The sequence below is a fragment of the Methylomonas sp. ZR1 genome (assembly GCF_013141865.1).
GTDB lineage: Bacteria > Pseudomonadota > Gammaproteobacteria > Methylococcales > Methylomonadaceae > Methylomonas.
The window spans coordinates 3442732-3468816 of record NZ_RCST01000001.1 but is presented as its reverse complement, the minus strand read 5'-3'; the positions used below and the strand labels follow the sequence as shown (position 1 = coordinate 3468816).

Below are 26085 nucleotides of genomic sequence, written 5' to 3'. Positions count from 1 at the left end.
TTGGGTTTAATGTGGCAATGATTTCCGAGCTGATAGATACCAGCGCGAAGGCGGCAGAATACCCCGATTAAGCCGCTCGTGGAAAGGGGCGGCCTCTAAGATTAACTTTCGATACGGTTACTTCTTGGGTATGGCCGGATGCCGATTGCCCAAGTGATCAATGTCGTCCAAGCTCATAATCGGCGAATACATCAGATCTTTAATGTCGCTGGAGCGTTCCCAACCCAAAACCATTTGACCGATGGCGCGTTTGGTCATTTTCACGAAGCGCGATTCGAGATACTGGCGGCTACCAGGCGAATTTTCGGGTTCCGGATGCATGCGCGCAGCCGAAACCACTGAACAGCGGCAGACCTTGTCGTGGAAGGAGAACTGGAAACGAAAATTCCGGGCGCGGCTGTTGATGTCGCGGTTGGTCAGAAAAATAAAATAGGTGCTGCTGTCTGCTTCCGGCAAACGCTGCATCACGGTTTTAGCGTGTTCGAAGATGTCTTCCGCCGCGAATTGTTGTGTGCCCGGCATCGGCATCAGTCCTTGCGTGCCCATCGCCACCGTGCCCTTAACCCGCAGCCCGAATTCCTTACTAAAATTCATGCCGATTTGCGCCGCAATATCTTCCGAGAAATCATTCAACGGAATCAGATAAACATTCACGGGACCGGTTTTTTCAGTCGCTGTTGATGGGTAGAGCGAGGTGGTCGATAGGGGTTTTGGCGTTGGCGCCGGGTCGGCTACGGCTAATGGCTGGGTATATCGAGAGCTTGTTGTGCAGCCGCCCAAGTTGGTCAACAAAATAATCGTCATTGATAAATGTTTCATTCGGGTTGTCCTTAAGTTTACATATGCTGAATTGTCGGTGTTGAAGGGGGCGCTTGATTAGTGATGTTTGCAGCAATGTAAATACAGCTATTGGCATAAGGCAAATAGCAATGTTTCATTACAGGGGGCTTGCGTTCCTGGGGCACGGTATCTTCACGGCCATCATTCATAAAGTCGGAGGGTAATGAGGCCAACGTGTCGAATATTGTGGCGGCACTAGTGGTTTGCCTGCCTTGGCAATCAGGAACGGTTCGCCTTTCGCGGCTTGTTCGACCAACCGAGATAATTGAGTTTTTGCTTTACGTATATTCACTGTTTGCACGATGACTCCATGTAAACCAAGTTGATTTAGTAATCAGCGGTTATCAGCAAATTATTCAATTCGGTATAAGACGGAAATACCGAATCAAAGCTGATCAATTTACTTTGATTGACAATGCTGGTGGCAATGATGAGCCGGTCAGCCGGATCTTTGTGATGTTCGGGGAGGTTACCTGCCAAGTGGGCGATTTAGAGGGTAATCGGCAACACCTGGACATCCGAGCCAAGTAAAGCTGCGTCGAGCCATTGATCGAGCGGAACCGGCAATTCAATACGTTGGCGTTTTTGCAATAAGACGACTTCCCAAACAGAAATGGCCGAAACAGCTATAGCATCGTTGGTTTCAATCATTTCGATGATGCGTTCCGGTAGCGGATCGTTGCCAACGAGCCAGCGTACCCAAATATGCGTATCCAGCAGAATCAATTTAGAGCGTCCCATTCACTCTCAGGTACGGCGGATGAAATGATATCGCCAACGATTTTGCCTTTCCCGGCTATAAGCGCAGAAGGTTTGCGTCTTTTGGGTGGTGGTGGCAACTGATTCAATACCAGGAAGATGGCCTCCAATTGAGCATTGGGCGGCAATTTTGGTATTTGCAGCAAGTTGCCTTGTTGATCGGTTTCTAAAATGATTTTCTCGGCATGCATGGATTTAATTCCGGATTGCTAAAGCCTTAGCTTACGCCGAGCAGCCTTATTTTTCACCTTGTTCGCCGGAACTAAGGATACGCCGATTGTAGCTCAGCGCATCCATTCCCAAACAAACCTACTCGTCGTCCTGGCAGCCAAAATGGTATTGATAATCCGCGATTGCACGTTTGATGACTTCATGTGCTTCTTCGCGGCCGTAGACGTGGGTAATTTCGCAGACACTTTTTTCGCTGGGTAGGTGTTTGTAAGTCAGGAAGTAGTGCTTCAAACGGTTGATATACGATTCCGGGCAGTCGGAGACGTCGCGCCATTGCCGGTAGAATTCGTCGCCTTTCATCACCGCGATGATTTTGTCGTCCGCTTCGCCACCGTCCAGTAAACGAAAGCCGCCGATCGGGATGGCTTGTAATAGGATGTCGCCGTGAGTCACGCTACGTTCGCTTAATACACAAATATCCAATGGGTCGCCGTCGCCCTTGCTGACCGGTTTGCCGGATCGCGCGGCGGCATATTCGGCGATTTTTTCTGCGCAATAACTGCGCGGAATAAAGCCGTAAAGAGTAGGGATCATGTTGGAGAATTTTTGCGGCCGGTCGATTTTCAAATAGCCGCTGTCTTTGTCGATTTCGTATTTCACCGTGTCGGACGGCACGATTTCTATGAAGGCGGTGACGATGTCCGGGGTATTGTCGCCGGGCGAGATACCATGCCAGGGGTGGGCTTTGTGTTTTATATTCATCTAAGATTCAGTAGCTTTGGGGAATAAGGTTATAGGGATATTTACCAGGATGGGGGCAATCCGCAAGACAATCAAGCTTAATACTAGTATCTGATTGGGCTTGCGCTACACGCCGTTGCATGTGGTTATCGACATTATTCTTCGCTAGCCACTGCCGCAGGTTTGAGTTTCATGTCTTTATTTAGCCGTTGCAGGCGCTTGATCATTTCTTTTTTCATCTGTTCGCGGCCTATCGAATGCTTCAGGCTACTGCCCATGCCCGCAACTTGATCGGTGGAGCTGCGGATTGAGTAAAACACCAGCGTGCCGTCTTTATAAGGTAGGCCGCCGGCGACCACGTGGCTGGAGTTGTAGGAGTGGCCGACGTAAAATTGCCGGGAAACCACAATCCCGCCGCCCTCGCTGATGGCGATGACGCGATGATTAAGTATGGCGGTGGGGCGGTCTTCCACGCGCCGATTCAGCCACAAAAACTGTTCGCTGGCATTGGCCGGCAACGCGGCCGGGTAGTTCAACCAGGCTTGTTGCAATTCCGGAAAGTAACGCGCCCAGGCTTTGCTGTTCACGGCGTCGTTGCGCAGTTCCGCGGCCGGGTCGGCTGTGCCGCCATCTCGGCTGTAAGGGGCAATCCCGGCCAAGCCGCTTTTTTTATAGGCTTGCAGGCGTTGCAGTAAAAATTCGCGGTATTTTTGATTGGCGGTTTTCAGCAAGATTTTGTTGTCGGCATCTTCCAGCCCGGCTTGCAGGCTTTTCAAGCTGTCCAGTTCGGCTTTGGAGAGGTTGAATTCGTCGCCCGGTTCCGCTTCCAGAAAGGCCTTGGCTTCGTCCAGTTGCTTTTCGGTAAACGCAAACTTCTTAAAACTATCGACGCTGGCGTTATCGCCCAGCATGCCGGTGGCGACGATGTCGCTCTCGCCGGCATTGAGTTTGCCCTTTTTGATGTAGTCGGCCAGTTGCGGCAAGCCTACCGGTATGATCATCGCTACGCCAATGGCGAGTTCTTTTTGGCTGGTTTCGCTGACGTCGTAACCGACGATTTCGCCGCGTTCCAATGGCGGGATTTGCGCGGCGCTGATGCCGAAGTTCTGTAGCGCTTGCTGTGGGCTGGGCGCTTCTTGAGCGCATGCCGCTTGCTGAATTAGCGCAGCGGCGCTCAGTAAAATAATCGGAAAAGACAGTTTGTGGATCAGCATAAAAGCTCCGTTTCAAATAGGTATTCTGATAAAAGTATGAGGCTTTCGGCTGCAGATTGCCGAAAGCGTTCATTCTAAAAACGTGTGCGCATCGCCGCCTGCCGTTTATTTGTCCGAACCGAACAATTTAGAAATACTGGAATCGCCGCGTCCGGCTGGTTTTGTTGCCCTTGAGGCGGACGCCGGCTGCTGATTTTTCGTATCGAACAGCCGCACAAACTCAGCAGCAGGCAGTGGTTTGGAAAACAGATAGCCTTGGCCGTAGTCACAGCCGGCGGCAGTCAGCAATTCCAGTTGCTGCGCGGTTTCGATGCCTTCGGCTATCACTTTCAAGCCCAGTTTATGCGCCATCACAATAATCGCTTCGCACAGCGCCAGGTCGCTGGAATCGGCTTCCAGATTGCGTACGAAACTCTGGTCTATCTTCAGATAATCGATGTCGAATTTTTTTAGATAAGACAGTGACGAATAGCCGGTGCCGAAATCGTCAATAGCCACCTGGATGCCGGCATCTCGGTAAGCAAATAAATGGTCGCGGACAATATTGTCGACATCCAGCAAGAGGCTTTCAGTAATTTCGATGACGACACATTGGCCGGATAAGCCCAGCTCATGCAAATAGTCTATCCATTTGCTGTCGCCCAGATTGCTGCGGGTAAATTGCACCGGCGACTTGTTAATACCCAGTTGCAAATCCGGGAGAAATTGGGCACGCCATTCGGCAACCTGTTTTGCCGCCATCCTAAATACCCAATCGCCAATCTCCACTATCAGGCCGGTCTCTTCCGCCAACGGAATAAATTCCGCCGGGCTGATCATGCCGCGCGTGGGATGTTGCCAGCGGATCAGGGCTTCGGCTTTATGCATTTTGCGGCTGCTCAGTTCGATTATCGGTTGATAGAACAGGCAAAACTCTTGATTGGTCAGCGCTTGGCGCAGGTCGCTGGTCAGGCGCATCCGGTTTTGCGCGGTTTGCTCCATCTCGCTGGTGAAGAAATTGTAACGGTTGCGGCCTTGTTGCTTGGCGGAATACATGGCTTGATCGGCGTTTTTGATCAGTTGCTCGGCTTCCTGTGCGTCTTGCGGATAGAAGGTGATGCCGATGCTGACCGAAATGTAGGCTAATTCCTCGCCTAAACGAAATGGTTCGGCAAGCTGGTGCAGGATGGCTTGCGCGACCCGGTCTATATTGGTTTCCGAGTCCAATTCGCCCAGGATGATGGTGAACTCGTCGCCACCGAGCCGAGCCACCGTATCCACATTGCGTACGCAAGCCAAAATGCGCCGCGCCGTTTCCTGCAGCAAAATGTCGCCCATGCCGTGGCCCAGGGTGTCGTTAATTTCCTTGAAACGGTCCAGATCCAGCAGCATGACCGCCAGACTGTTTTTGTCGCGCTGGGCTTTTTTGATTTCCTGGTTCAAGCGATCCTGGAACATGCGCCGGTTGGCCAAATCGGTAAGCGGGTCGAAATTGGCTTGGCGCCAGATGGTTTGTTCGACATGTTTTTGCTCGGTAATTTCCGAGAACATCGCCACCCGGCGCTCTACTTCGCCGTGTTCGCCGTAGATGGTGTTGATCACCAGCCATTCTTGGTAAATATCGCCGTTTTTGCGTTTATTCCAAATTTCGCCTTGCCAGTGGCCGGTTTGTAACAGCGAGTGCCACATGGTTTGATAAAAATCCGGATCGTGGCGGCCCGATTTTAGAATGTCTGTGGACTTCCCTATCGCGTCTTCCGCGGTATAGCCGGTCAGGCGGGTAAACGCTTCGTTAATCGCGATGATGCGGTTGTCGGTGTCCGCGACCATCACCGCTTCGCCGATGGCTTGGTAAATCATCGCCATCAACTGCATTTCATGTTCTAGCCGCTTGCGTTCGCTGATGTCCAAAACGGATACGAGTATGTAACGCCGGTTGTCTATATCGATAGGTGTCAAACTGATTTCGACCGGAAATTCCGTGCCGTCGCCGCGTATTGCGGTTAGGGAGCGGCTGGCGCTCATCGGCCGGGCTTTATTCTCTTGTAAAAATCGCGCGCGCTGTTCCGGGTGTTTGGCGCGGGCCCGTTCCGGTACCAGCGCTTCGACACTCAGACCTATCAACTCATCCAGCGTGTAGATAAATGCTTTCGCGGCGGGCGGGTTGGCGAGTTTGATGAGGCCGTTTTCGCCAACTAAAAACGTGGCTTCCGGCGAACCATCGACAATCTTGGACAATTGCAGCCATTGCAGCTGTTTGCGTTCGGTAATGTCGGTTTGGGTGCCGATCATGCGCAAAGCCTTGCCCTGGGCATCGCGGCTGATCACCAGACCGCGCGTTAAAATCCAGCGCCATTGGTTGTCGCCGTGCTTTACGCGGTGTTCGTTGCTGAAGCGTGAGCTGCGATTTTCCAGATGCGTTTGCAAGTCGGCCATCATCCGGGCGCTGTCTTCCGGGTGTATCGTGGCTTCCCAATTACGGTAATCGTTGTCTCGGTCTTGTTCGCTGAAATTCAGAATCTCCATGCAGCGTGGCGACAGAAACACTTTACCGTTGGTCAAATCCCAATCCCAGACGCCATCACCGCCACTTTCCAGCGCAAATTTCCAGCGCAATTCGCTTTCCTGCAATAATTTTTCCGATAGCTTGCGCTCGCTGATGTCCGTGGAAATGCCGCACACCGCGTAGATTTCGCCTTGCCCATTACGTAGCGGAAACTTATGCGACAAATACGTATGAATATTACCGTCATGATGGGTGATCTTTTCTTCAAAAATCTGTGCCTGGCCGCTATTAGCGACCTCTAAATCGTTTTTCCACAGGAGTTCGGTGTCGTCGCCCGGAAATAAGTCGATATCCCGTTTGCCTCTGACAGTCTTATTGTCAACCGCGAACAGTTTTTCAAATTGGCGGTTGATCAGCAGGTATTGGCCTTGCAGATCTTTGCTGTAAATCACCGTGGGGGTATTGTCCAGGATGCTTTGAAACCGCAATTCGCTGACCGACAGGGATTTGCCGAACTCGACGTTTAAGGATTCGTCTTTGACCAGTTCGATAACGCCGACAATCCGTTCCTGGTCGTCGCGTATGGGCATTTGCATCGAACTGATCCAGCGGCCGTCGCCTGCGGTAAAGGGGGGTTGATAGACCGTTTCGCCTTGCAACGCCTTTTGAATGCCGTCAGGAATTGGCGTTTGCGCCAGCCAGGGAAATATTTCAACAGGGTATTTTCCCAGGCAAGCGGCTTGCGGCCATCCCGTCAGGGTTTCCATATAACGGTTCCAGAGTTCGATACGGCCCTGCAGATCGTAAACAATCACGCCTTCCTGAACTGAACGCAGTATGTGTTTGTTGAAATCGCCTAGGGCTTTGCTGAATTGTTCTGAGCGCTGGTAGCGCTCGATAGCCAGCGCCAGGGAAATGCCGACGCTGGACAGCACCAGCAAAAACGACCATTGCAGCAATAGCCCGGTCTCACTGCTGTCGGCTGCAAAAAAGCCTACCTGAAAAATCGCACCGAATATGCTTTGCAGCATGACCATGCTGATCAGTAACAAGGTGCCATGCAAGCCAAAGTAGAGTGCGCCGTAAACCAGAAAAGCGAACATATAAAATGCTTTGCCGTAGTGGCCAAGATGCCACGGCCACTCCAGGAAAATCATTTGTCCCGCCAGAAACGCCGTTGATACATAAAGTAACGCGCGCCAAACTTGATACGGGTTCCAGTCAAAACTTGGCGGCTGCCGCCAGACCAAAATAAGCGGCGTGACAATCGCAATACCCAAGACGTCGCCCATCCACCAATGCGCTAGACTGATCGGCCATTGCTGCGCCGTTATTGCGTTGAAATGTAACAGAATTAAGGAACCCGCTATGGCCTCAACGACCGAAGCCAAGGCGCTGGCAAACAGGATGCGTAAGTAGTCTTGCGGCTGTTGCAGTTTGCGAATCTCGCCCAGCAGATAGCAGCCGGCAAGTGCTTCCACGGTATTGCCGCAAGCGATAGGCAAGGCTTGCTCCAGCGGGTTGCCTGCCCACAAATTGCCAAGTAATGCGCCCAGGAACACGCCGGGCCACAGTTTTTTACCGCCGAGCAGCAAGGCTGCCAGTGCGATGCCGCTAGGCGGCCAGATGACGGATATTACGTGATTGGCGGCGAAAAACATCAACACCAGTTTGGCAACCAGCGCGTAGGCGACAGCCAAGCCGATAAGGTGGACTAGTGCTGAGGTGGAAAAGGTCGAAAAACGGCGCAAGAGATTACCTTGATGTATTGAAAGCAGGTGAAGGGACAAGCCCAATATCTTGGTTTATCTCACGAAATGCAAGGTTTTGTCACGGGCTAAGTACGGGGATTTTCGGGCATTCCTAACGGATGAAACGTGGTTTTATGCGGGTGATTTTCTTCGGTATCCGCTTAGGGTTACGCGCCCAGGTTTTCCACTTCCACCGCCACTTTCAATTCGTGGTTCTGGCCGCCGAAAATCACCCCTTTCAATGGCGTAACATCGCTATAGTCCCGACCCCAGGCGACGATGATGTGCCTGTCCCCCGGCAATTGGTTGTTGGTAGGGTCAAAGTCCATCCAGCCCAGTTCCGGTAAATACACCGAGAACCAGGCGTGCGAGGCGTCGGCGCCCACCAGTTTTTTCTTGCCGGGCGGCGGCAGGGTTTCGATATAACCGCTGACGTAGCGGGCCGCCAGGCCTTGCGAGCGGATGCAACCTATGGCCAGATGGGCGAAATCCTGGCAGACGCCGCGCCGATGTTCCAGTACGGTGGTCAGCGGGGTGGCCAGGTTGGTAAATTCCGGGTCGAAGGTAAAATCGCGGTGAATGCGTTGCATCAGATCGTGTATCGCTTCAATCAGCGCCTTGCCGGGTGTGAATGAGGCTTGAGCGTAAGCGGCCAGCTCGGCGTCGGCGGTGATGAACGGCGAATCTAAGGCAAATTGCCGTGCCTCCAGTAGTGGTTCGCTTCTGTCGTTCCAGAGCGCTTCCTTGACCAGTTCCCAGCTCATGCCGTGGCTGAAATCCAACTGCACCGGTTGCGGAAAAATCTGTACTTCGCTGCTGGCGGTGACCACAAACTCCCGATGCGGCTCCCTAATCGAAAACCAGGCCACTTGATTGCCGAAAAAATCGGTACGGGTCCGATAGTCGCAGGGCAAGGGGGTAATTTTCAGCTGCGAGCTGAGCAGTTGCTGATTCGGGCAGGGGCGCGGCTGCATCCGCACTTCGTTGTAAGACAATCCCACCGGTTGTTGGTAGCGGTAGGTAGTGGTATGGGTAACCCGATAACGCATGGTGACTCCCTTAGGACAGCGATTGCGGCGCGTCCCCGTGGCGGAAATAATTGGCGGTCAAAGTATCGGACAACGCGGCCAATAGGGCGTAAATCTTGCTGAGCTGTTGGTCCAGCGCTTCGCGAATCCCGGATTCCGAGACGCTCAATAAGTCGTCGATATTGGCGATATTCAGCAGACAACTAGCCTCTAATAGCAAGCGCTCTTCGGCGCTAATCCGGCGGGTACTGGGTTCGCGCGGCAGTTTGCCGACATGCTCCTGCAAACGGGCGATTTGATAAGCTAGTGAGCGGGGATTGTTGGGGTCCATCAGCAGCAGTTCCAAAAACGAGGCTAACTCCAGGTTGCTACGATAATGTTGGCGGTAGCAAATCAGGTTGTCGCTGGTATCCAGCAGGGATTCCAGCAAGCGGGTTTCCGCCGCTTCGCTTTGCGGCATCGCAAACGCGGTTCTCAATACCGATACCAACTGCAAGCCGCGCTCCAGGCGCCGGCCGATGTCCAGAAACAGCCAGCCGTTGCCGCGCGTCATGCTCTCCATCACCAGGCCGCTGAAGGCGGAGAGCGTGGTGATCAGCTGATCCATTTGCTCCTGCATCGACCACAAACCGACTTTGCCCAGGCGGCGCGCTTCGGAAACCTGTTCCTCGATTTCGTCAATGACCCGCCAGGTATCCGACGACCATAAATCGCGTACCGCATAACCGGATTGGGTCATCCTGTTTACCGTGTTGGCCAGGCTGCCTGCCCGGCTTTCGTCGGCGACCACTGCCAGTAATTCGGCTTCCGGCGACTGCAGCAAGCTTTCGTTATCCTCGGCAAAAAAACCGGGGTAGGTGCCGGTCATGCTGGTGACGCAACGCAGCAGGGTTTCCAGGCTGAGCTGATAGTCCGGGCTATCGAGGTCAGGGTTGCTGAACAGCTTCTTGATCGTGGCGCGCAACAAGCGTACGCCGCCTTCCGCGCGTTCAGCGTTGCGGCCCACCCAAAAAATATTGTCCGCCGCGCGGCTGGGAAGGGCATTGCCGTGGCCTGCCAAACTGGCGCTGCGCTTGGCCGGAATGGCCGGATGTTGGGGCTCGGTAGCGACCACCCAGGTATCTTTACTGATGCCGCCGGTTTGGTTGCTGATCATCATGTTGCCATATTGCGGTGCGCTGCGACTCAAACCGCCAGGCATCAGTGTATAACCGTCCGCCCGCGCCACCATGAAGCAGCGCAGCACGGTTTGCCGCGGTTCGTAGCCGCCCGCCACCAGCGCCGGCACGGTGGAAAAGCTCTCGTATTCCTGGCCGACGTAAAGCGCCGGGCGGGCCTTGATGCGCGCGCGCCAATCAGCGAGTTGTGCTCGGCTCAGCTGATGGCCGAACACCGAACGTTCGCCGGGTTTGCGGTAGATCGGTTTGATGACCAGGCGTTCCAGATTGGCGAGGACGTAACTTAACTCGCGGGCTTGGCCGCACCACCAGGTGGCGATCGAATTTAACTTTAGGGTTTGGCCCAGGAAGTATTTGGCGATGCCCGGCAGGAACGGCATGATGCCGGGATTTTCCAATATGCCGCTACCTAGCGGGTTGGCAATCGCCACATTGCCGCGCCTGACCACTTCCAACAGGCCGGGGACGCCTAGCCGCGAGTCTTCGCGCAGTTCCAGCGGGTCGCAGTAATTGTCGTCCACCCGACGCAAGATCACATCCACCCGCTGCAAGCCGACCAGCGATTTCAGCCAGACATAGCCGTCGCGAATCGTCAGGTCGTCACCCTGTACCAGGGGGTAACCCAGATAGGAGGCCAAATAGGCGTGTTCGAAGAAGGTTTCGTTCAGTGGGCCGGGGGTCAGGACCACTACACGCGGGGTGTCGGCGTCGCCGGGGGCGACGGCATTCAGGCCGGCGCGCAGGGATTGAAAGAAACGCGCCAAACGATGGACATGAGTGTCGCGGAACAAGCTGGGCAACACCCGTGACATGGCCAAGCGGTTTTCCAACGCATAACCGGCGCCGGATGGCGCTTGCGTACGATCACCGAGTACCCACATTTTTTTGTCCGGGCCGCGGGCCAGGTCGGCGGCGCACAATACCAACTGATGCTGGCCGGGCAAGCTAACTTGATCACAAACGCGCAGAAAGCCGCCGTGGTTGTAGATCAGTTCCAGCGGCAGCAGGTTTTTCTTGATGAGCTGGCGCGGGCCGTACAGGTCGGCCAAAATCAGATTCAACAGTTCGGCGCGTTGCAGCAGTCCTGCCTCAATGTCGAACCACTCGTCGCCGGAAAGCAATAGCGGTATCGGGTCGAGTTGCCAGGGGCGGTTGATACCATCCGGGTCGTCATAAACGTTGTAGGTGACGCCGTTTTCGCGCAGCAGTCTTAGCGCTTCCTGGTGGCGTTCGCCGACTTCGCGGGGGCCAAGCTGTTGCAACGCCTGCATCAGGTGGGCCCAATGCGGTCTAACCCGGCCCGTCTCGTCCAGCATTTCGTCGTGGGCCCCCTTATCGAGGCGGTATCCCGGCGCGAAAGCTTCTGGTGTGCTTAAGGTTTTCATAGGTTTAGTTTGCCGGTTTACCGGGTATAGCGCAATTGATCAAAGCTAATCTCGTTTTTTTTATGTTTTCTAAGCTGGTTTTTTAGTGCAGATGCCGATTCTGACGAGACTTTGGATGAATGCGTAGTCCAAGAGACTGGCAAAAAGTATGCCGTTACGATCAGAAAGAGCGGAGTGCGGCATAGATCTTTTGGATTCGGTAGCTCTGCCTAGAGTCGTCCAATGTAAAGCATTGGCTTGCTTCAAGCTTCTGAACTAAAGGGTATTTGCCAGTGCTAAGGCACGATAAGTCGGTCAGGGCCGAGCAAGTGATAGCCGTAGGCGCGCAACTTGGCATTGCTATTGCTTTATATCGGGTAAATCATTAGAACCGGTTTGCGTTGAAATGGTGCGGTCGTTTTTGCACCAATTCCGCGCGGACTTGCACCATAAAAGCAAATATCACGGATGCATACAGCATGGTTACTTCGACAATTTGGGCGGATTACAGCGCCGATAAGGCTTACGACGAGATGATTGCTGCGGGCGGCAAGCCGCGTGATACCTGCGCCAGTTTGAGTCAATACTTACAATCTTTGGGCATGGATGCAATTAAGGGCCGGTTGTCGGCGGCGGAGGCGGCCATCATGGAGATGGGCATCACCTTCACCGTCTATAGCGACGAGGGCAATATCGACCGGGCTTGGCCGTTCGACATCATCCCGCGGCTGATTGATTTTCAGGAATGGCAAGCCGTGGAAGCAGGCCTGAAACAGCGTCTGAAAGCCTTGAATTGTTTTATTAACGATGTTTATAACCAGCAGCAGATTATCAAAGATGGTTTGGTGCCGGCTGATCTGATCAACAGTTCCAGCAATTTTCGTAAGGAATGTTTGGGCATGCAGCCCAAATTCGGCACATGGGCCAATATCTGCGGCAGCGATCTGGTGCGGGCTGGCGACGGCAAGCTGTATGTACTGGAAGACAATTTGCGGGTGCCATCCGGCGTGTCGTACATGATCGAAAACCGGGTAATTACCAAACGGATCTTTCCGGAGTTGTTGGAAAATCTGAATATTCTGCCGGTGGACGATTATCCGACCCAGTTGTTCGAAATGCTGGCGTCACTGGCACCGGATACCGATGACACCCCGCAAATTGCCGTCTTGACGCCCGGTATCTACAACTCGGCCTATTTCGAACATGCGTTCCTGGCGCAGCAAATGGGTGCGGAATTGGTGGAAGGCGGCGACTTGCTGGTCAAGGACGACGATTGCGTTTATATGCGTACCATCAAGGGTTTGGAAAAAGTCGATGTGATTTATCGGCGCATCGACGATCTGTTTCTCGACCCTGAAGTCTTTCATAAGGATTCGGTATTGGGCGTGAAGGGCTTGATGCGGGCCTGGAAAGCCGGCAATGTGGCGCTGGCTAATGCGCCAGGCGCCGGGGTAGCGGACGACAAAGTGGTGTATGCCTATGTGCCTGAAATGATTCGCTATTATCTGAATGAAGAGCCGATTTTGCCGAACGTGCCGACTTATCTCTGTAGCGATCCAGAACAATGCGCCTACGTGCTGGCGCATTTGCCGGAGTTGGTAGTTAAGCCGGCCAACGAGTCCGGCGGCTATGGCATGTTGGTCGGCCCGCACGCCAGCCAAAAGGAAATCAAGCAATTTCATAAGCTGATTAAAAACAATCCGCGTAATTACATCGCCCAGCCAACTTTGGCTTTATCAACCTGCCCGACCTTGTGCGGTGATAGTCTGGAGCCCAGGCACATCGACTTGCGCCCCTTCATCCTGCAAGGTGAGAACAGCTTTGTCACCGCTGGCGGCTTGACCCGCGTGGCGCTCAGGGCCGGTTCGCTGGTGGTGAATTCATCGCAGGGCGGCGGCAGTAAAGACACTTGGATTATCAACAGGGAGCAATAAGATGTTATCGCGATCCGCCGAACGTTTGTACTGGATGGCCCGTTATCTGGAGCGCACCGAAAACACCGCCCGCCTGATCAGCGCCACGATGCATTTGATCTACGACTTGCCGTATGGTGTGGAATTAGGCTGGCGCAATTTATTAAATATTTGCGGCGTCGAAGAGGCGTTTTATCAACGCTTTAAAAATCCCAGCGAGCAGAACACCACCCGGTTTTTATTAGCCGATATGAGCAATCCCGGCTCCTTATTGGCGTCTTTGTCGTTTGCCCGTGAGAATATCCGCACCAGCCGCGAGCTGATGCCCGACGAAGCCTGGCAGCAGGTCAACGAAATGTATCTGTATGCTAATAACAATCTGGATAGCTTGTCCAATCGGCGGGGGCGTGCGCTGTTCTTGCAGGAAATCATGGCCGGCTGCCAGCGCTTTACCGGTTTTATGGCCGGGTCTATGAGCCGCAGCGACAGTGCCCGGTTTATCTGTATCGGCCGCAATTTGGAACGGGCCGATATGACCAGCCGGATCATGGATTTCGGCACCGTGCTGTTGGCGGAAAATCGCAGCACCAAAATGCGCGAGTACGAGACTATCCTGTGGATCAACGTTTTGAAGTCCTTGAGTGCGGTCTTGATGTATCGCAAACACGTCCGCAACCGAATTAAAGGTGAGGATGTTTTGAACTATCTGTTAAAAAACCCGGATTTTCCCAGGGCCGTGGTGCATTGCATCGAGGAGATTACGCATTGCATCAAACGCTTGCCGCATGCTGTCGAACTATTCCCGCAGCTGGAACAATTGGAACAGCAGGTGCTGGGCATTGAGATTAAGCAGACTACCCCGGAGCAATTGCATCAAGTGCTGGACGGCTTGCAAGCGAAGTTCGATGATTTACACCAGCAAATCGCGGCCATGTGGTTTTTGAACAATCTTGGCGAGGCCGAAGCCGAGAAAAATTGACACTATTGCCGACAGGAAGATTTTCACCAGCCAGGCCTCTGCAGCGCTGAGCACCCGCTTGGTTGAGCGCAATCGCTCTGGGTCGAGGGCGCGCTGCTTGGATTGCTACTGACCCAAACCCCCAAGTTTGCTATATCATGGAAGCATCGTTTTCTAAAACTAAAAGGGGGAGGATTATGGATAAGCTAAGGGCGCTGGGTCTGGGGTCGGTGGGGCAAGACGAGCAAGCTGTTAAACAACAGTTGCATCTTTATATCAATCTGAAACTGGCTTCATGCGGGCAGCCGACTTGTATCGATACCGAGTCAGCGCAGTTTATGGATACCGCTCAGGACTTGCTGAATAGCTATCTGGAAAAAAGCCGCTTGTTGGCCAGTTCCTCCCTTTATCCCGCCGATAGACGGATTCAAGATTTCTTGGAACGCTATTGCGCGGATCTGGGCTTTGCCAAAATCCCCAGTTTGCCGACGATGACTTTCGAGTTGGATAAGCACGGCGTGGCGCGTGAATTATCGTTGCCTTTGGGCGAAGATGAATTTCGTTCCGAAATCGTCTCCAGCTTTCGGGTGAAGCAAGGCATTTTGCACAATCCAGCCAGCGACCGGCGTACCACGCAAGGCTCGTTTCATGTGGCCGAGGGAGGCCTACCCGTCCCCGGCGATAAGAAGCAGGTCCCCAAGCTGACGTTTGCTTTGATGCTGGGTGAGGCTTTAAATCCACCTGACGATTTGATGGTGCTGCCGTTTACCGCTCATCAACCCAAGCCGGCACGCATGTTTGCATCATTATTGATGCGGCCGGTAGTCTGTCCGGAAATCCCGGGTGTTGCCGCCGAAAAATCCATGGAAATCCGCTTTTTTGCGCCGGGCAATCTGGTCAGTAATCTGGATTTCGTCGAAAGTATTTTTGGCAACGGCGGCAATCCCGCTTTGCCGGAATGCGATGCGGCCCTGGATGTCGAACATTGGTCAGGCCACAGCGGCTGCGTGATTCTGGCGCCGCATTTAACCAAGCTCACTAAAAAACAGTTGGGTCTGCCGCATTGGGATGAAGCCACCGAACGGCAACGCGCCGATGGCATGTGCTGGCAAAATCCCGAGGAACTTTATAACGACGGTCAGGCCTTTAAACTGACTGCGCGTGACCGCAGCGGTGTGATCGTCACTTTGCTGGCCGACAACTACTACGGTTATTGCAAGAAGGAAGTCAAAACCCAGATCAGCTATGCCGCCAATTTGTTCGGTTTGGCAGAAGAGGAGCATGCCGGCGGCGCGTTGGCATTTCGTCGTGTCAATCATGGTGATGAGTTTGGCATTGGCAGTCTGACCCGCGAGCCGGGCTACGATTTCGACGAGATGACCTATCACTACGGCGCGATCATGGATGTGCATCCGGAAGGTTATGCGGTGGACAGGCATTTTCCGGAAATTATTTATGTGCCGCAGGATTTGCGGATGAGTCTGGCGACGCAGAAAATTACCTGGATCAGAAACGGCCAAAGCCATAGCATTCGCTTGCAACCGGGCAAAATTTACGTGCAGCCCAACGGTTATAAAATCGAGATGTGCAAGCATCCCGGCGCGCCGTCCTGGCGTTTGATCGGCACCGTCGCGGAAGGTACCTTTTGCCACAAGCCCTGTACGGTGTCCGGCGGCGGCAAATCGGAAATTTCCAAATCCATCGAAGACGCGGCAATCTACGGCCCGTTGTTCGTGGACGATCTACAGCACGATCTGGATCGGGTGCAGGCGATTTTCGATAAAGACTATACCGGCCGCTTCTTGCCGGGCTTCGAGCGCGATGATCGCGGGCCTAGCCGGACCGTGCTCAGTTCGGAGCGCAGTCTGGGTTCCGTGATCAAGTTATTGACGCCTTCTCCCAACCATGTGCCGGAATTTAACGATTGGCTGCGGTCCATTCCGCCCAGTATTCTGGCTTTGGTATTTTTGATCAAGCGCTTTTACCGGCCGGAATGGGGCAACAATTGGCGCGACAATTTGTCGGTGGATATTATCGATGGCGCGCCCGGTCACGAGTTGAAACTGAACCAGCGCAAGATCGTCGCCACTTATTTACGGGTAGGTTTTGACCTAGACGGCGGCTGGCGCACTTTCAAAGTGCGGCAAGACTATATCGCTTGCGAGAAAGTGCAGATGGAAGACGACATCAGTGCCTCGGTGGTGGTGCCGACCGCGGCGGTACGCGCTTGGCTGCCGGACGATGGTTACGAAACGAGTCTGAAACTGGTCAGCAACTGCGAATACCGGCTGTTTCAACGCCCGGACGACGCGATTATTCCCGGTTACGACAAACAAACCGAGCTGAACATGTCCGGGCCGGGTAATTTCATGGCCAATTTCGAGCCTTTGGATCACGAACAGTTATCGGCGGTGGTCGAAGATGTGATGACTTTTTCCAAATTCACCGCGCCCATGCAAAAGCTATTGAGCGATGCTTACCAGGATGGGAAAGGCTATGTGGTGTGTTCCGCGCATCCGCGTTTGGTGAACGGCAAACCGTCGAAAAATCCGCGCTACCTGGAAACCCGTGTCGATGTGGTGAAACCCTTACGGAAATACGTGGCCGAAGTGGGCGCGCGTTTACATCGCAAGATTCCACTCAATCAACCGCTCTGTCATCCGGTGGACGCGGTATTGACCGGCCGCCGCAACAATCCTCCCGAACCGGGCATCCGCGCGCTGGCGGTTTACAATCCGATTCATTACCAAGAGTTGCCGGAACTGTTCATGGATTTTGTCTGTTCCTTGACCGGCAAATCGCCGTCTACTACCGGAGCGGGTAGTGAAGGTGCGCTGACTAAAGGGCCGTTCAATGCCTTGCGCGGTACCGCCGATTTGAACAATGCCCTGGTCTCGTTCATTTTGACCGGCTATCCCGGCTTTTCCAGTTCGGCCGGGTTTATCGGTCCGGATACTCGCGTCGATCACGACATCAGCTTGTTGATTCCGGAGATTTGGGCGCGGCTGTCGCGCGAAGAGCGCCACCCGGCATTTTTGTTGGAACATGGCTATCTGGAACTGTTAACCGATTTTGAACACAAGGGCCAAATCGTCTTGGCCAGCCGTTTGGGTTATCGCATCACCAGTCATTTCGTGCACGGCTTGATGGGTAAGATCTTCGATAACCCGTATGCGGTTTTTACCGACGAGATTTTGCAACCCGAGCGTCAGGACCTGGAGGTGTTTGTCGACGGCATCAACAATATCGTCGAAACCCAGCAGCGCGTGGCCCAGCAATATCTTGATGACGGCAGTATAGAAGACGCCTGTCCGCCGCTGTATGCTTTGCTGCATATCATGGCCGACGGTCATTATCAGGGTAAGGATGCGCATCATCCGGAGATACGGGCGATGTTTACCCGCGATTACTTGTTGGCTTCGGATTGGTATCAGGAACGGCTGCGGATCAAGCAGCAGCGCGACATCGCGTTATGGCAACGGCATGTCGATTATTTGGGCAGGTTCTTGCACGAAAGCAGTCACCAGACTTTGATCGACGAGCTGAAGTTGGTCGAACGGCATAGGCAGGCGCAACAGAAACTGGTGGAACTGGCCTCGCCGGAATATTTGCAGTCTTTGGTGGGTACTTTGGGTGCCGACCCTTTAGGGCCATACTCGGCGGGCGCGGTTTAGATTCGGCTATACCTAAAAAAACAGGGATACCGGTCTTGTGGCCGGTATCCCTGTTTTTATATGGGGCAAGCCCGCTTGATTTAACCTTTGCGTTTGGTTTTGGTCTTGCCTTTGGGATTTTCGTGGGCGATCAGCGAGCGGGCCAGTTTCCGCAAGCCGTTGGAGGATACTTCCAGCCCAAGTGGCGAGCCTATCGATTCCAACTCGTACATCAAGTCTGTCGCGGCAATCAACGTCACATAGCGTAGGCTGCTATTACCCGGTAACTGGGTTGAAGCGTCACGCAGTAGCGGGGCTAGCACGTCCCAGGAACTGTTGAAGAACTTACGCACCGGATCGTTTTCCGCCACATATTCCGCCGTCAGACCTTGTTCAAAGGCGACGCCGGCTTTTTGCAGGACATCGCGCAAGCTTGCCCGGCTGGCGTCAGCGTTGGTGGCGATAGGGGCTTTCTCAATATTCTTTTCCAAAGACATCTGCCAACCTTGCCAGAGCTTGCGCCATTGGTTCAATTCCGCTTCGTTCAATACCGGGGCCGCTTTTAAGCCGCCGGCATTTTGGTTGGTAGCGGTGTAGCCCACGTTGATTAAAATACCTTTCTCATCGGCTTTGACCTGATTGAAGCGCAGGCTGTTGATGGTGTCGTGCAACTCCTCGCTATCGTCGGCGGCGATGAAGGGGAGCAGGGTTTTCGTAATGTCCGGGCGGGATTGGTTTAAGTCGATTTTCAGGGCGGCCAGTTTGGGCTCGGCGGCTTTTTTGATCAGCGATTGCAATTGGGCAATGTTCAATGGTTGGCCGTTGCGATCAAACGCATTCAGTTGGGTGACCGGGAAGCTCAGCACATTACCGGAGGCGTCCAATGTCGGCTGTTGCAGGGTTTGCAAAATACCTGACCATTCGATCAAGGTCATGCATTTGCCGCCCAGCGCGGTACCCACGCGGGCTTGTACATTGTTCTGAATTTTGACCTGGCCTTGCTCGCCGCTGATTTGCGGATGGTCCAGATCCAAAAAGCTGCATTGCTTGCCGTCTTTCCAGGCTCTTACCGATTCATTCGGGCCGTCGTAGAGCTCGCTAACCAGCACACTTTTGATTAAACCGTACTCCATGGGCACCGGAATATTAATTTCGCGGGCCATACCGGTCTGTGCCGTCAGCAGCAAGCCGGTGGTAAGTAACAGGGTACGCATTTTTGACATGATTTACTCCTTAACGTTGTCGGGCGCTGGTTGATTAAGCGCGGCCGTGCCGCGATAAGCGGATGAAATAGGGTAGCGGCGGTCACGACCAAACGCTCTGGGTGTGATGCGAATGCCGGGCGGCGATTGCCGACGTTTATATTCGTTTCTATCCACCAGCGAAATCGCTCTGTGCACATCGGCAACCGTGAAGCCTTGTGCCACGATCTCGGCGGCGGATTTGTCCTGTTCCACATACAAAGTAAGTATAGGATCCAACACAGAATAAGGTGGCAGGGAATCTTCGTCCTTTTGGTCCGGCGCCAATTCCGCCGATGGTGCGCGGGTGATAACCCGTTGCGGAATGACCGGCGACAAGGTGTTGCGGTATTCGGCGAGTTGGTAGACCAATAATTTGGATACGTCTTTTAAAGGCGCAAAGCCGCCGGCCATGTCGCCATAAAGTGTGGCGTAGCCCACGCTCATTTCGCTTTTGTTGCCGGTTGTCAGAAGCAGTTTGCCTTGTTTATTGGAAATTGCCATCAGTAACACGCCACGGCAGCGGGCTTGGATGTTTTCTTCGGTCGTGTCTTTTTGACTGCCGGCAAACAGCGGGGCCAGCATGCAGTTGAAGGCAGTTACCGCCGGTTCGATGGGCAACACGTGATATTTGACACCCAGCGCCTCGGCTTCCAGGATCGCGTCCTGGTTGCTCATGTCTTGGGTATAGCGCGATGGCATCAACACGGCTTCGACATGATCGGCGCCCAGCGCATCCACCGCCAACGCCAATACCAGTGCGGAGTCGATACCGCCGGACAAGCCGAGAATCGCGCCTTGAAAGCCGTTTTTGCGCACGTAGTCTTGAATACCCAAGACCAGCGCTTTGTATTCGCTGACCACGGGTTGATACAAGTCGGCGATGGTGGAAATTTGCGGCTGATGGTCGACAAACTCGACGATGCTGAGTTGCTCAGCAAATTCGGCCGCACGAAATACAACGTCACCGTTATGATCGGCGACAAACGAAGCACCGTCGAACACTAACTCGTCCTGGCCACCGATTTGATTGACATAAACCAAGGGTATCTGCTCGGCTTTAATTTGCGAACAAATAATGTCCTCACGCTGCTGCATCTTGCCGGCATGAAATGGCGAGGCGTTCAGGGTCAGGATGATGTCTGCCCCGGCAGCGCAGTTTTTAGCGATGATGCCGGGTTGCCAGATGTCTTCGCAAATCGTCAATGCCAACTGACTGTCTTTAACCGTAAACAGACAGGTTTGGTTGCCCGCGCTGAAGTAACGTTGTTCATCGAATACACCGTAGTTGGGCAGGGCCTGTTTATAGTACTCGGCGAGCGTTTCGCCGTCGCGTAAGGCTATTGCGGTGTTGTAGAGGCTGTCGTCGCACTGTTCGGGGTAACCGATCACAACCGTTATGCCGGCAATCTTCTTGGCAATTTCGGCAACCGCTTGTTGCGCCTGGTGAATAAAATCCGGTCGAAACAGTAGGTCTTCAGGTGGGTAACCGGTGACACATAGCTCCGGAAACACCACCAAATCGGCCTGCCGCTGTTTGGCTTGTTCAGCGGCGGCCAGAATTTTGCCGGTGTTGGTTTGAATGTCGGCAACTGTTAAGTTCAGTTGGGCTAGCGCTATTTTTATCGACATTATGTTTTGGAAAAACAATCCCGCATCGCGACGCCTATATCCGAAGGCGAGCTGACCATACTGACGCCGGCCGCTTGCATCGCCGCAATTTTGCCTGCTGCTGTGCCGGCTCCACCGGTGACAATCGCACCCGCATGGCCCATGCGTTTACCGGGAGGCGCGGTTTGGCCGGCGATGTAGCCGACCACAGGTTTGCTGACATGGGCTTTGATAAAGTCCGCCGCTTGTTCTTCGTCGCTACCGCCGATTTCGCCGACCATGACGATACCATGGGTGTCCGGGTCGTCTTGGAAACGGCTCAGCACGTCGATGAAATTCATGCCATGGATCGGATCGCCGCCGATGCCGACACAGGTGCTTTGCCCCAAGCCTTCCCGGGTAGTTTGATGTACCGCTTCGTAAGTCAGGGTGCCGGACCGGGAAACGATGCCGATTTTGCCGGGTAGATGAATATGGCCGGGCATGATGCCGATCTTGCACTGCCCCGGCGTGATCACGCCGGGGCAGTTGGGGCCGACCAGTAATGAACTCGTGCCTTGCATTGCGGCTTTGACCTTTAACATTTGCAGCACCGGGATGCCTTCTGTGATGCAGACGATCAGCTCGATGCCGGCGTCGACCGCTTCCAAAATCGCGTCGGCGGCAAAAAACGGCGGTACGTAGATCATCGTTGCCGTGGCGCCGGTGGTTTTAACGGCTTGTTCGACGGTGTCGAATACCGGTAAATCCAGATGCTTGGAGCCGCCGCGTCCCGGCGTGACGCCGCCAACTAATTGCGTGCCGTAAGCGAGCGCTTGTTCGGAGTGAAATGTACCCTGTTTGCCGGTGAAGCCTTGGCAAATGACTTTAGTCTGTTTGTCGATCAAAATAGACATTAAGCTACCTCTTGCGCCAGTTTTACCGCCAATTCGGCAGCATGATTTAGATTATCCGCAGCTACCAGGCCCAGTCCCGATTGGCTTAGCATGGCTTTGCCCTGTTCGACGTTAGTCCCTTCCAGGCGCACCACGACCGGTATTGTTAAGTGCATTTCCTCGACTGCGGCCAGGATGCCGGCAGCAATCACATCGCATTTGACGATGCCGCCGAAAATATTCACCAGTACCGCTTTGGTGGTGCCGTCGGACAAAATCAATTTAAACGCGGCTTTAACTTTATCTTTATTGGTGCCGCCACCCACATCCAGGAAGTTGGCTGGCGCGCCGCCTTTCAGTTTGACCATGTCCATCGTTGCCATGGCCAAGCCGGCGCCGTTGACCATGCAGCCAATATTGCCGTCCAGCGTGATGTAGTTAAGATCGAACTGTTTGGCTTCCGCTTCCTTGGCGTCTTCTTGCGAGGCATCGCGCATCGCGGCTATGTCAGGATGTAAGGCGATGGCGTTGTCGTCGAAATTGATTTTGCCGTCCAGCGCTACGAGTTTGCCGTCATCGGTTTGGATCAGTGGATTGATTTCGATCTGGCTGGCGTCCTTGGCTAAAAACAGTTGATACAGGCCGGTCATAATGGTTTGTAGCTGACTTTGCTGTTCCTTGCCCAAGCCTAGTGCAGCGGCTACTTGGCGACATTGATAAGGTTGTAAACCTGCTGCGGGGTGCACTGGCACCTTGACTATTTTTTCAGGTGTTTCAGCGGCCACCGCTTCGATGTCCATGCCGCCTGAGGCCGAGGCAATAAATATCAGCCGTTCACTTTCCCGGTCCAGCAACAGGCTCAAATAATATTCTTGATTGATTGCCGAAGCCTCTTCCACCCAAACGCTATTGACCGGCAGGCCGGCGGCATCGGTTTGATGCGTCACTAAACGTGTACCCAGCATCGCCGCGCTGTAAGCCTTTACTTCCTCCAGGGTCCGGGCAACTTTTACGCCGCCGGCTTTACCTCGGGCGCCGGCATGAATTTGCGCCTTTACCACCCAGGCAGAGCTGCTTAAGGACTGTGCGGCTTGCTGCGCTTGTTCGGCTGTGGTCGCCACGGCGCCTTGTGGCGCGGGGATCGAAAACGCTTTAAAGAGTTGTTTCGCCTGGTATTCGTGAATATTCATTTAGTGCTCCATGGATGGCTTAAATCGCGTCTCAAGTTGGTGCTATGATTGAACTGACAAACATTCTAACTAACTCTGCATAAAAACTCGGGCAATGCTTTCTTCATCGGTCGATACTATTTATCCCTGCCCTTTTTCCAAGGGGTACGGCATTCCCGTTCGGCAAGCATGGTTGATGTTGAAGATTTTCGCCCTCTATCGGTTTGTTACCGCCTGCCTGTTTGTAATGCTGTTTTATTTGCGCTTTGGGCCGTCGTTATTGGGTTCCTACGACGCATCATTGTACCAGTTCACCAGTGTTGCCTATCTGGGGATTTCGCTGATTGCCGCGCCGGTCGCATTTAGACCGCGTTGGGCTTATGCCAGTCTGGCACAGTTATTTATTTTTACCGATATAGTCTTCATTACCTTGCTGATGCACGCCAGCGGCGGCATCGGCAGCGGCATTGGCATCTTGCTGGCTATCTCGATAGCGGCGGGTGGTTTGTTAATTGGCGGGCGCTGCGCGATGTTGTTTGCGGCCTTGGCTAGTCTGGCAATTCTTGCTGAAGAGGTGTATGCGATAGAAACGCATGCCTTCGAAAATACTACCTTGACTTATGCCGGCATGCTGGGAGTGGCGTTTTTTTCGATAGCGTTTTTATCGGTAATCCTGGCACAGCGTGCCGAACAATCAGCGGTGTTGGCCAGACGGCACGAGCATACTATCGCCAGGCTGGAGAGTCTTAACCGCTATATCATCCAGCATTTGCAATCGGGCATCATGATCGTCGATGAACGGCAGGTGACTCAACTGTCCAATCAATCGGCGTTGCGTTTGCTGGGTTTGGTCTTGCATCCGGAGGAACTGGCCGAGGTGGCGCCGGAACTGAAGCAGGCATTCGAGTTGTGGCGCGCCAATCGGGATCAGGATTTTGCCATTATCCAATTAGCCAATCGCAACGAAGTGCAAGTGCGATTTTCCGAATTAAGTATGGATGACGAAGCGTTGTACATGCTGATTTTCGAGGACATTGCCTTGTATAACCAACGCCTACAACAGAGCAAGTTGGCGTCTCTGGGCCGGTTGACCGCCAGTATTGCCCACGAAATTCGCAATCCGCTCAGCGCCATTAGCCATGCCGGACAATTGTTATCCGAAGCACCGGATTTGGATGTGCAAGAGCTGCGTTTGACGGAAATCATCCAGCACCATTGTCAGCGGGTAAACAGCATCATCGAGGACATTCTCAAGTTGTCGCGGCGCAACCCGTCGCAAAAACAAAAAATCGCTTTGGACCAGTGGTTGCCGGCCTACCTTGACGAGCAGAAATTGAATCTGGGCGAGCGGGCGGAGTGTTTTAAATTGATTTTTAAAGCGCAAGGCTTGAATGCCTGTATTGATAGTGGCCACTTGAAGCAAATTCTCGACAATCTCTGCGCCAATGCTTTGCAATACGGTAAGCCTGAGCTAGGGGCCATCGTGCTTGAAGTGTCGCAGATGCAGGAGGCGCCGTGCATTAAAATTATCGATAATGGCGCCGGAATTGCCGCAGAGTACCGGCAGCATTTGTTCGAACCGTTTTTTACCACTTCCCACCAAGGTACCGGGTTAGGGTTGTATATTTCCAGGGAATTGGCCGAACTGAATCAAGCGGAGTTAAGTTACGCCGCCCATTCCGGAAAACCTTGTTTCACTTTGTTGCTGGCTAATGCCGATCACGCCGTCATTGAAATATGAATATGCCTGTCACCCTGGTTGTCGACGACGAACCCGACATCCGAGAATTACTCGAAATAACCCTGAACCGCATGCACATTCAAACCCGTTGCGCGGCCAATTTGGCCGAGGCCAAACAGCTACTGGCCGTTGAGGTGTTTGATTTGTGTCTTACCGATATGAAGCTGCCGGACGGCGACGGGCTGGATTTGGTCGATCATATTCAATCGGCCGGTTTGCAATTGCCGGTGGCGGTGATTACTGCGCATGGCAGCATGGATATTGCGATCAAAGCCATGAAAAAAGGCGCCTTCGATTTCCTGTCTAAGCCGGTCGATTTGGGGGTATTGCGGCAACTAGTCAGTCATGCGCTGCAAGCCTCGCTGACCCGGGTTTCCGACAAGGAGCGCCGTACCCGCGACATCTTGCTAGGCGAATCGGCATTAATGTGCGCTATTCGCTCGAAGATCGACAAGGTGGCGCGCAACCAGGCGCCGGTTTATATCAGCGGAGAGTCCGGTTCGGGCAAGGAGTTGGTGGCCAGATTGATACACCAGCAAAGCCCGCGCGGCGAGAAACCGTTTATTGCGATTAACTGCGGAGCGATTCCGCCTGAATTGATGGAAAGCGAATTCTTCGGGCATAAAAAAGGCAGTTTCACCGGCGCGGTAGCCGACAAGCAAGGCTTGTTTCAGGCGGCCGATGGCGGTACCTTGTTTTTGGATGAAGTGGCTGATTTGCCTTTGCCCTTGCAAGTTAAATTGTTGCGGGCGATTCAGGAGAAAAAAGTCCGCCCGGTCGGCGAACAGCGGGAAGTGCCTGTCGATGTGCGCTTATTGAGCGCAACCCACAAGGATTTGACCAAGATGGTCCAAGAAGGCAGTTTTAGGCAGGATTTGTACTACCGGATCAATGTCATCGAGCTGAGTTTGCCACCCCTGCGCGCCCGGTCCGCCGATATTCCTCAGCTTACCGAGCACTTATTGGCGGGCTTGGCTAATGCCAACGGTATGGATTTGCCCAAACTCAGCGACTCTGCGCTAAATGCGTTAAAGCACTACTATTTTCCCGGCAATGTTCGGGAGCTGGAAAATATATTGGAGCGGGCGCTGGCCTTGCACGATGGCGGCGTGATTGAAGCCGACGATCTGAACTTGCCGTTGGGGATGGAATTGGCTGCGGTCGAAGATTTCGACGCCGAGAAAATGTCGCTGGAAGCCTATCTCGAAGACATAGAGAAAAAAGCCTTGAGTGCGGCGCTGGAGGAAAATCGTTGGAACAAAACCGCTACCGCTAAATACTTGGGCCTAAGCTTCCGTTCGCTGCGGTATCGCTTGAAAAAGTTGGGTCTTGAATAACAGAAAATAAACTGTAAGCGAGTAGGGGCGTGCTACTCGCCTAAATATCCACAGGC

17 protein-coding genes and 1 pseudogene are annotated in these 26085 nt (G+C 53.6%); 5 read left to right on the top strand and 13 right to left on the bottom strand.

Annotated features, from left to right (window positions below):
* Positions 1 to 117 precede the first annotated feature (117 nt).
* The 9 genes and pseudogenes from DDY07_RS15715 to DDY07_RS15675 all read right to left on the bottom strand — a co-directional run bounded on the left by DDY07_RS15715 (position 118) and on the right by DDY07_RS15675 (position 11552).
* Entirely contained in the window at positions 118 to 819 is a 702-nt protein-coding gene (locus DDY07_RS15715) for a hypothetical protein (RefSeq protein WP_171696541.1), read from the bottom strand.
* 166 nt (positions 820 to 985) lie between these two features.
* Positions 986 to 1132 carry a type II toxin-antitoxin system Phd/YefM family antitoxin gene (locus DDY07_RS15710; protein WP_367650919.1) on the bottom strand — a complete coding sequence of 49 codons (147 nt, stop codon included), beginning with the start codon at positions 1130 to 1132 and terminating at the stop codon, positions 986 to 988.
* A gap of 35 nt (positions 1133 to 1167) precedes the next feature.
* A pseudogene (locus DDY07_RS24480) lies at positions 1168 to 1581 on the bottom strand (type II toxin-antitoxin system VapC family toxin).
* Positions 1563 to 1790, bottom strand: coding sequence for a hypothetical protein (locus DDY07_RS15700; protein ID WP_171696539.1), 228 nt, complete (start codon positions 1788 to 1790; stop codon positions 1563 to 1565). Before DDY07_RS15700 ends, DDY07_RS24480 begins: the two are co-directional and overlap by 19 nt.
* Before the next feature lie 118 nt (positions 1791 to 1908).
* Positions 1909 to 2532: an inorganic pyrophosphatase gene (locus DDY07_RS15695; RefSeq protein WP_033156087.1), complete on the bottom strand. Its 624-nt coding sequence runs from the start codon at positions 2530 to 2532 to the stop codon at positions 1909 to 1911.
* 134 nt (positions 2533 to 2666) lie between these two features.
* Positions 2667 to 3725, bottom strand: a complete 1059-nt coding sequence (locus tag DDY07_RS15690) for a hypothetical protein (RefSeq protein WP_171696538.1) — start codon at positions 3723 to 3725, stop codon at positions 2667 to 2669.
* 105 nt (positions 3726 to 3830) lie between these two features.
* Positions 3831 to 7961, bottom strand: coding sequence for an EAL domain-containing protein (locus DDY07_RS15685; RefSeq protein WP_171696537.1), 4131 nt, complete (start codon positions 7959 to 7961; stop codon positions 3831 to 3833).
* Between the two features lie 167 nt (positions 7962 to 8128).
* A complete protein-coding gene (locus DDY07_RS15680; protein ID WP_171696536.1) occupies positions 8129 to 9010 on the bottom strand; it encodes a transglutaminase family protein in 882 nt (293 codons plus the stop codon).
* A 10-nt stretch (positions 9011 to 9020) separates the two neighbouring features.
* Positions 9021 to 11552 (bottom strand): circularly permuted type 2 ATP-grasp protein, encoded by a 2532-nt coding sequence (locus DDY07_RS15675; RefSeq protein ID WP_171696535.1) that lies wholly within the window; start codon positions 11550 to 11552, stop codon positions 9021 to 9023.
* A gap of 458 nt (positions 11553 to 12010) precedes the next feature.
* Between DDY07_RS15675 and DDY07_RS15670 the strand changes: the two genes are divergently transcribed.
* The 3 genes from DDY07_RS15670 to DDY07_RS15660 all read left to right on the top strand — a co-directional run bounded on the left by DDY07_RS15670 (position 12011) and on the right by DDY07_RS15660 (position 18076).
* Positions 12011 to 13465, top strand: coding sequence for a circularly permuted type 2 ATP-grasp protein (locus DDY07_RS15670; RefSeq protein ID WP_171696534.1), 1455 nt, complete (start codon positions 12011 to 12013; stop codon positions 13463 to 13465).
* A gap of 1 nt (position 13466) precedes the next feature.
* Positions 13467 to 14423 carry an alpha-E domain-containing protein gene (locus DDY07_RS15665; RefSeq protein WP_171696533.1) on the top strand — a complete coding sequence of 319 codons (957 nt, stop codon included), beginning with the start codon at positions 13467 to 13469 and terminating at the stop codon, positions 14421 to 14423.
* 176 nt (positions 14424 to 14599) lie between these two features.
* Positions 14600 to 18076 (top strand): hypothetical protein, encoded by a 3477-nt coding sequence (locus DDY07_RS15660; protein ID WP_171696532.1) that lies wholly within the window; start codon positions 14600 to 14602, stop codon positions 18074 to 18076.
* Positions 18077 to 18156: 80 nt separating this feature from the next.
* On the opposite strand, the gene DDY07_RS15655 is transcribed toward DDY07_RS15660, so the two are convergent.
* The 4 genes from DDY07_RS15655 to sucC are packed head-to-tail and all read right to left on the bottom strand — an operon-like array spanning position 18157 to position 22972.
* Entirely contained in the window at positions 18157 to 19278 is a 1122-nt protein-coding gene (locus DDY07_RS15655) for a hypothetical protein (protein WP_033156093.1), read from the bottom strand.
* 3 nt (positions 19279 to 19281) lie between these two features.
* Positions 19282 to 20928, bottom strand: coding sequence for an NAD+ synthase (locus DDY07_RS15650; RefSeq protein WP_171696531.1), 1647 nt, complete (start codon positions 20926 to 20928; stop codon positions 19282 to 19284).
* A complete protein-coding gene (gene sucD / locus DDY07_RS15645) occupies positions 20928 to 21803 on the bottom strand; it encodes a succinate--CoA ligase subunit alpha (RefSeq protein WP_171696530.1) in 876 nt (291 codons plus the stop codon). The genes DDY07_RS15650 and sucD overlap by 1 nt, the downstream gene beginning before the upstream one ends.
* Positions 21803 to 22972 (bottom strand): ADP-forming succinate--CoA ligase subunit beta, encoded by a 1170-nt coding sequence (gene sucC / locus DDY07_RS15640; protein ID WP_171696529.1) that lies wholly within the window; start codon positions 22970 to 22972, stop codon positions 21803 to 21805. Before sucC ends, sucD begins: the two co-directional genes overlap by 1 nt.
* 175 nt (positions 22973 to 23147) lie before the next feature.
* Between sucC and DDY07_RS15635 the strand changes: the two genes are divergently transcribed.
* Positions 23148 to 24692, top strand: a complete 1545-nt coding sequence (locus DDY07_RS15635; RefSeq protein WP_253734501.1) for a PAS domain-containing sensor histidine kinase — start codon at positions 23148 to 23150, stop codon at positions 24690 to 24692.
* Positions 24689 to 26029, top strand: coding sequence for a sigma-54 dependent transcriptional regulator (locus DDY07_RS15630; RefSeq protein ID WP_171696527.1), 1341 nt, complete (start codon positions 24689 to 24691; stop codon positions 26027 to 26029). The genes DDY07_RS15635 and DDY07_RS15630 overlap by 4 nt, the downstream gene beginning before the upstream one ends.
* Positions 26030 to 26085: the final 56 nt, after the last annotated feature.

Coding starts and splice junctions, on each gene's coding strand:
- DDY07_RS15650 (WP_171696531.1), bottom strand. CDS start 20,928: ATGTCGATAAAAATAGCGCTAGCCCAACTGAACTTAACAGTTGCCGAC.
- DDY07_RS15680 (WP_171696536.1), bottom strand. CDS start 9,010: ATGCGTTATCGGGTTACCCATACCACTACCTACCGCTACCAACAACCG.
- DDY07_RS15695 (WP_033156087.1), bottom strand. CDS start 2,532: ATGAATATAAAACACAAAGCCCACCCCTGGCATGGTATCTCGCCCGGC.
- sucC (WP_171696529.1), bottom strand. CDS start 22,972: ATGAATATTCACGAATACCAGGCGAAACAACTCTTTAAAGCGTTTTCG.
- DDY07_RS15660 (WP_171696532.1), top strand. CDS start 14,600: ATGGATAAGCTAAGGGCGCTGGGTCTGGGGTCGGTGGGGCAAGACGAG.
- DDY07_RS15670 (WP_171696534.1), top strand. CDS start 12,011: ATGGTTACTTCGACAATTTGGGCGGATTACAGCGCCGATAAGGCTTAC.
- DDY07_RS15630 (WP_171696527.1), top strand. CDS start 24,689: ATGAATATGCCTGTCACCCTGGTTGTCGACGACGAACCCGACATCCGA.
- DDY07_RS15700 (WP_171696539.1), bottom strand. CDS start 1,790: ATGCATGCCGAGAAAATCATTTTAGAAACCGATCAACAAGGCAACTTG.
- sucD (WP_171696530.1), bottom strand. CDS start 21,803: ATGTCTATTTTGATCGACAAACAGACTAAAGTCATTTGCCAAGGCTTC.
- DDY07_RS15715 (WP_171696541.1), bottom strand. CDS start 819: ATGAAACATTTATCAATGACGATTATTTTGTTGACCAACTTGGGCGGC.
- DDY07_RS15675 (WP_171696535.1), bottom strand. CDS start 11,552: ATGAAAACCTTAAGCACACCAGAAGCTTTCGCGCCGGGATACCGCCTC.
- DDY07_RS15665 (WP_171696533.1), top strand. CDS start 13,467: ATGTTATCGCGATCCGCCGAACGTTTGTACTGGATGGCCCGTTATCTG.
- DDY07_RS15655 (WP_033156093.1), bottom strand. CDS start 19,278: ATGTCAAAAATGCGTACCCTGTTACTTACCACCGGCTTGCTGCTGACG.
- DDY07_RS15690 (WP_171696538.1), bottom strand. CDS start 3,725: ATGCTGATCCACAAACTGTCTTTTCCGATTATTTTACTGAGCGCCGCT.
- DDY07_RS15635 (WP_253734501.1), top strand. CDS start 23,148: ATGTTGAAGATTTTCGCCCTCTATCGGTTTGTTACCGCCTGCCTGTTT.